At 71.2% G+C, this 6,192-nt stretch carries 7 protein-coding genes; 3 read left to right on the top strand and 4 right to left on the bottom strand.

What is annotated here, in order from left to right:
• Positions 1-469 (bottom strand): TetR/AcrR family transcriptional regulator (locus AB0J52_RS23195; protein ID WP_500184060.1); only part of this gene is annotated, 469 nt, incomplete at its 3' end.
• A gap of 95 nt (positions 470-564) precedes the next feature.
• Here AB0J52_RS23195 and AB0J52_RS23190 point away from each other — a divergent pair.
• The gene (locus AB0J52_RS23190; protein WP_500184058.1) at positions 565-1,398 is read left to right on the top strand and encodes an alpha/beta fold hydrolase; all 834 of its coding nucleotides are present in this window, start codon (positions 565-567) and stop codon (positions 1,396-1,398) included.
• Positions 1,399-1,483: 85 nt separating this feature from the next.
• Here the strand turns inward: AB0J52_RS23190 and AB0J52_RS23185 are convergent, their stop codons facing one another.
• Entirely contained in the window at positions 1,484-2,725 is a 1,242-nt protein-coding gene (locus AB0J52_RS23185; RefSeq protein ID WP_500184057.1) for an oxygenase MpaB family protein, read from the bottom strand.
• Between the two features lie 165 nt (positions 2,726-2,890).
• Between AB0J52_RS23185 and AB0J52_RS23180 the strand changes: the two genes are divergently transcribed.
• Positions 2,891-3,577 (top strand): TetR/AcrR family transcriptional regulator, encoded by a 687-nt coding sequence (locus tag AB0J52_RS23180; protein WP_500184054.1) that lies wholly within the window; start codon positions 2,891-2,893, stop codon positions 3,575-3,577.
• Here the strand turns inward: AB0J52_RS23180 and AB0J52_RS23175 are convergent.
• Positions 3,574-4,482, bottom strand: a complete 909-nt coding sequence (locus AB0J52_RS23175) for a LysR family transcriptional regulator (protein ID WP_500184052.1) — start codon at positions 4,480-4,482, stop codon at positions 3,574-3,576. The two genes, AB0J52_RS23180 and AB0J52_RS23175, sit on opposite strands and share 4 nt — an antisense overlap.
• A gap of 73 nt (positions 4,483-4,555) precedes the next feature.
• Here AB0J52_RS23175 and AB0J52_RS23170 point away from each other — a divergent pair, with 73 nt between their 5' ends.
• Entirely contained in the window at positions 4,556-4,945 is a 390-nt protein-coding gene (locus AB0J52_RS23170; RefSeq protein ID WP_500184050.1) for a RidA family protein, read from the top strand.
• A 97-nt stretch (positions 4,946-5,042) separates the two neighbouring features.
• On the opposite strand, the gene sthA is transcribed toward AB0J52_RS23170, so the two are convergent.
• Positions 5,043-6,192: Si-specific NAD(P)(+) transhydrogenase (sthA, locus tag AB0J52_RS23165; protein ID WP_500184048.1), on the bottom strand; the 1,150-nt coding region annotated here is incomplete at its 5' end.

Genomic DNA, 6,192 nt, shown 5'->3' with positions numbered 1-6,192 from the left:
CGACGGCCAGGGCGGCGTCGAGCCCGTCCCCCGCGAATCCGGCGCGCGACATCGCCCGCAGCCCGGCCTCGGCCAGCGCGAACGCGTTGGGCCCCAGGTTCGGCCGGACGGTCAGCTCGGACAGCACCCAGCGGTGCCGGAGCAGCATCGCCCGATGGCTCCGCGCCAGCCCGGCGACGGCCCGCCGCCAGTCCGCCCCGTCCGGATCGGCCGCGTCCCCGTCCGTGACGCCGACCTCGCCGAGGACGTGGTCCAGCGCGAGTTCGAGCAGCTCGTCCTTGGTGCGGACGTACCAGTACAGCGACCCGGCGGTGACGCCGAGCGCCTCCGCGACGCGGCGCATCGACAGTTCGCGGTGCCCGCCCGCGTCGAGGAGCGCGACGGCGACCGCGACGATCCGCTCGCGGTCGAGCCGCCGGTCGCGCGGCGGACGGTCGGGCCTCAGCCACACCGAGTCAGAGGACGGCACGGCGTCCACGCTACCGGCCCGGGGGGTTGACGCCCGCGCCGCCAGAACCTATACAAGGTTCAAGAGTATTAAACGACGTTTAAGGCGGTCAGGGCATGTTTCGAGCGAACGGAACGCTGCCGGGGACGGTCCACGCCACCGTCCTCGGACCGCCGGACGGACCGCGCGCGGTCTTCGTCCACGGGTCGCTGAGCTGGGGCGACGACCCGGTCTCCGGGTTCGCGGCGCAGCGTCCGCTGGCGGACCGGTTCCGGCTCGTCCTGGTGGACCGGCGCGGGCACGGCGGAAGCCCGGACGCCGGGCCGACGTTCCCCAGCGACCACCTCGCCGACGCCGACGACATCGCCGAACTCCTCGACGACGGCGCGCACCTGGTCGGGCACTCCTACGGCGCGGTCGGCGCGATGGTCGCGGCGGCGCGCCGGGCCGAGGCGGTCCGGTCCCTGACGCTGATCGAGCCGGGCTGCTACCAGGCCGCGGCGGACGATCCGCAGGTCGCGGCCGCACTGCGCGCCAACCGCGACGCCTACGCGGACCTCCCTCGACTGACCCCGGAACAGGCGCTCCGTGCCGCTACGGACTCCGTCGGCCTGCCGCCCATGGAACCGACCGAGACCAGGCTCCGCGCAGCAGCGAGTGCACTCAACGAGCGCGTGTGCTGGGAGGCCGGAATCCCGGTCGCCGCCCTGGCCGCCGCTTCGTTTCCCAAGCTCGTCGTCTCCGGAACATGGGAGAACGCGCCCGACATCTACCGCGAGCGCGGCGGCGGCCCGCTCCTCGCGTGCGCGCGCGTCACGGCCGAACGCATCGGCGCGCGGCACGTGTCGATTCCCGGAGCCGCGCACTATCCCCACGTGGAGGCACCGGACACCCTGAACCGCGTCCTCGCCGAATTCTGGGACGGCCCTCAAGCGACTCCACCGCGTTGACCGAGTGATGGCTGATCGTCCCCAGACTGCGGTCGAAGGTGCCGACTGGAGCACCCTCCTTTCCCCGGCCGACGTCCGGCGGGGATCAGTAGTGCGGGTTGTTGGTGGTGGGGATCTGGATGCTGATCGGGAGTTTGGCCCCGGACAGGTAGAGCAGGGTCCCGAGGCGCAGCAGCTCGTCGAAGGCCCAGTAAAGGCTCAGCAGGGCCGGCGGGGCGTCGGTGATCTTGAGCAGGCCCTCCTTGATGGCGACGAAGATCGGCCAGAGGTCCTTGAAGGCGGGGTCCCAGATCGGTTCGCGGGGGATCTGCAGCCAGCCGGCGATCCCGTCGCCGAGCATGAAGCGGGTGAGCGCGCCGAGGATGTGCGTGGTGAGGATGCCGCCGTCGATGGTGACGCCCAGGTGGAGCAGGATGTCGGCGAGCTTGACGCCCTCGGCGGTGGGGGCGAGGACGGGGTCGAGCACCTGCGCGGCCTGGGAGTCGGCCTCGTCCCAGGAGTTGGGGATGTACTCGTCCAGGATGCCGAGCATGTGCGCGGTCAGCTGCCAGGAGTGCAGGTACGCGGCCGACTCGTCGGCGGGGACCGGCACCTTCCACCTGGTCAGCTGCTTCATGACGGTCGTGGGCAGGCTGTGCCAGGTGACCATCATGTCGGCCTGGCTGATCGGGATCCGCTCGTCGGCGACCTTGGTCCAGTACGGCGACTGGGGCAGCAGGTGGCGCACGCCCGCGTGGGCCAGCCGCGTCTTCACACAGGTGACGATCATCTCGCCGTCGGGCTGGAAGGCGTTCCTCGTGCCGATGTCGTAGCCGAGCTTGGCGGTCTTGGTGATGCGGTCCCTCATGTCCGCGCCGCCCTTGGAGTAGTAGACCGCGCGCGCCTCGTGCGGGATGGCCGTGCTCATCATCCCGCTGGCGAAGCCGTAGCAGATGCCCAGGTAGGTGCCGCGCTTCTCGTTGAACCTAAAGGCGGTGGCGAGCTTCGCCTGGTCGGCCCAGGAGGGCAGGGCGCGGGCCTGTTCGATGAACTGCTTCAGCTCGTTCGGCAGCCCGGCCGGAAGTGGCTGGCCGTTCTTGGTCCAGGTCTTCAGCAGGTCGTTGATCCGGGGGACGGCGCCGCCGTCGATCAGGGACGCGACGAGCGGGTCGGCCTGGGCGTCCCAGACCCACCTGGGGTCGGCGCCCTGGCCGGCGCCGACGACCGATCCCTTGGGGGACCACGTCCACAGCGCCTTGGCCTGCGCGGGAGTCGCGACGCTCAGGGCTCCGAGGGTGCCGAGCACCCCGCCGGCGAGCAGCACGTCGCGTCGGTTCGGTCGGTCCATGCCTGGTGCCTCCTCGGTCCGAGAGCGACCGCTGATACGATGAAACGCGTTGCGCTTCTCTGTATCAGCGCCTGCCTCATGAGAGCACGAGGTGGCGTCCGTCACAAGACCCATCGTGACGAACCTGGACGGGTCGGGCAGACTCGGTGCTCTCGGGAGGAGACCGTGGACCCTGTGCTGTCGTTTCTGATGACGTCCTCGGATTCGGGGTCGCTGCTGGAGAACGCGTACGTCGAGGCGGTCGAGCAAGTCGAGGACGCGGACGAGGTGCGCTCGCGCGTCCTCGACGCGGCCTACGCCCAGTTCTGCCGCATGGGCATCCAGCGCTCGACGATGGAGGACGTGGCCCGCCGGGCCGGGGTCTCGCGGATCACGGTCTACCGGCGGTTCGCCACCAAGGACGCCCTGGTGGAACAGGTGGTGCGACGGGAGTTCCGCCGGTACTTCGACCAGTTCCTCAGCGACATCCGGGAGGCCGAGACGGCCGCCGACCGTGTGGTGCTGGGGTTCGTGAGCTCGCTGCGCACCATCCGCCGCAACCCGCTGATCGGCGGCCTCATCGCCACCGAACCCGACCTGCTCCTGCCCTCCCTGATCAGCGACGGGGGGCGGACCCTCGCGACCGTCCGCGGCTTCGTCGCCGACCAGCTCCGCCGCGAGCAGCGCGCGGGCCACGTGTCAGCCGAGCTGGACACCGACGTCGTCGCCGAGATGATGGTCCGGATCTCCGGCTCCCTCCTGGCGATCCCCAGCCACGTCATCGACCTCGAGGACGACGCGCAACTGGCCGCGCTGGCCCGGCGGTTCCTCGTCCCCATGCTGGAACCCGGAACGCCCCCACCCGCCGGCTAGATCCTGCCCGGCGGATCCTGGTCGAGGGCTTCCAGGAGGCGTGCGACCAGGGGGCTTCGGTCGTTCTCGCGCCACGCGACGGCGACTCGTGTGCGGATGGTGTCGGGTTCGATCCTGCGGAAGACGACGCCTTTGAGGCGGATACGGCGGATGCTCTGCGGGGCGAGTGAGACGCCCAGCCCGGTCTCCACCAGAGCGCAGACGGTCTGCCATTCCACCGCGTGTTGGGTCACCCGGGGCGTGAAGCCCGCCGCCGCGCACAGGCCGGTGATCTGGTCGTGGAGCGACGGTCCGACGGCGCGGGGCAGAAGGATGAAGGGCGAGTCGGCAAGCTGCTCGACCCGGACGCTCCGCTGGGCCGCGAGCGGGTGCGCGGATGGCAGGACGGCGACGAACGGTTCGGTGAGCACGGTCCGAAAGGCGAGTTCGGTGTCGTGCTCGGGGGGCTCGCGCAGCAGGCCGACGTCGATGGCGCCGTCGCGCAGGGCGGCCAGTTGCGGGGTGGTGGTCATCTCCCGGATGTCGAGCCGCACGGCGGGGAAGCGTTCCCGGAAGGTGCGCAGCAGCCCGGGCAGGACGGTCAGGGCGAGCGAGCCGGCGAAGCCGATCCGCAGGCGGCCCGCTCTGCCGCTGCCGACCTCCCGGGCCGCGGCCAGGCCGTCGGCGATTCCGGTGAGGGCGTGCCTGGCCGCGGGCAGGAGTTCCCGACCCGCGGGGGTGAGGCCGACGCGTCCCGGTTCGCGGACGAAGAGCGGGTGGCCGACCTTGCCCTCCAGGCGTCGGATCTGCTGGCTCAGCGGCGGCTGGGCGATGCCCAGGCGGGCGGCGGCGCGTCCGAAGTGCAGTTCCTCGGCCAGGACGACGAAGGCGTGCAGCTGCGGAAGGGGAATCTCGGGACGCTCCATACGCCTAGAGATATCATCCGCCGCCTGAGGAAGTATTGGACGTATCCACGGCCGGGTGCCTAGCGTTCCGCACATGACAGAGCGACGTTCCATCCTCAGTGGCTCGACCTTCGAGGAGCAGATCGGTTACGCCCGTGCGGTGGTCGACGGCGACTGGGTGCACGTGTCGGGGACCACCGGCTTCGACTACGCCACCATGACGATCTCCGAGGACGTGGTGGAGCAGGCCGAGCAGTGCCTGCGCAACATCCAGGACGCCCTGGCGGAGGCCGGGTGCGCCCTCAGCGACGTCGTCCGGGTGCGCTACCTGCTGCCCGACCGGGCCGACTTCGAGCCCTGCTGGCCGGTGCTGCGGCGCGCCTTCGGCGAGGTCCGGCCGGCGGCCACGATGCTCATGTGCGGCCTCGCCGACCCCCGCATGAAGATCGAGATCGAGGCGTACGCCCGCCGGACCACCACCTGACAGGCACACCGGCACTCAAACCCGTAGATCGGGGCATCGCGCCAGGGGCAAGGCCGACAGGCTTCGACCTATGGCTTCGCCGGTTGCGGTCGGGACGTCACTTCGCCGACTTCCCGCCCGCGCCGGCCGGGTTCTCAGGCTGGGCGTGGGGCGGTTCGCCGGTGAGTTCGGTGAGGCGGGCCACCTGGCGCATCTTGTTCATCGCGTCCAGCGCGGCGACCTTGTACGACTCGGCGAGGGTCGGGTAGTTGAACACCGCGTTGACCAGGTAGTCGACGGTTCCGCCGCAGCCCATCACGGTCTGCCCGATGTGCACCAGTTCGGTGGCCCCGGTGCCGAAGACGTGCACGCCGAGCAGCGACCGGTCGTCCGGCGAGACCAGCAGCTTCAGCATCCCGTAGGAGTCGCCGATGATCTGGCCGCGGGCCAGTTCCCGGTACCGGGACACCCCGACCTCGAAGGGGATCTTGGCCTCGGTCAGCTCGTCCTCGGTCCGGCCGACGAAGCTGATCTCGGGGATGGTGTAGATCCCGATCGGCTGCAGCTCGGCCATCCGGGCGACCGGCTCGCCGCAGGCGTGGTGCGCGGCGAGGCGGCCCTGCTCCATCGAGGTCGCCGCCAGGGACGGGAAGCCGATCACGTCCCCGACCGCGTAGATGTGCGGGACCTCGGTGGCGTAGTGGTCGTCCACCGCGATCCGGCCGCGCCGGTCGGCGCTCAGCCCGGCGGCCTCCAGGTTCAGCCGGTCGGTGAGGCCCTGCCGCCCGGCCGAATACAGGACCGTGTCGGCGGGGATGCGCTTGCCGCTCTCCAGCATGGTGATCGCGCCGCCGCCGCGCCGCTCGACGGACGCGACGGTCTCGCGGAACCGGAAGGTGACCGCCAGGTCGCGCAGGTGGTACTTGAGCGCCTCGACGATCTCCAGGTCGCAGAACTCCAGCATCCGCTCCCGCCGCTCGACCACGGTGACCTTGGTGCCGAGCGCGGCGAACATCGAGGCGTACTCGATCCCGATCACGCCCGCGCCGACCACGACCATGGACTCGGGGATGCGCTCCAGGTGGATGATCCCGTCGGAGTCGATCACCGTCCGGTCGTCGAAGGCCACCGAGTCCGGGCGGGCCGGGCGCGTCCCGGTCGCGATCACGATCCGCTCCGCGCTGACCTTGGTCTCCCGGCCGGCGTGCTCGGACGGCGCCCCGGTCGGCGTCCCGGTCGGCGCCCCGGACGTGACGCCGACCGTGTGC

Source organism: Spirillospora sp. NPDC049652, assembly GCF_040675125.1.
In the GTDB taxonomy this organism is placed as follows: Bacteria; Actinomycetota; Actinomycetes; order Streptosporangiales; family Streptosporangiaceae; genus Spirillospora.
The sequence above is the reverse complement of the archived record's forward strand: the minus strand, read 5'-3'. Positions and strand labels throughout refer to the sequence as shown.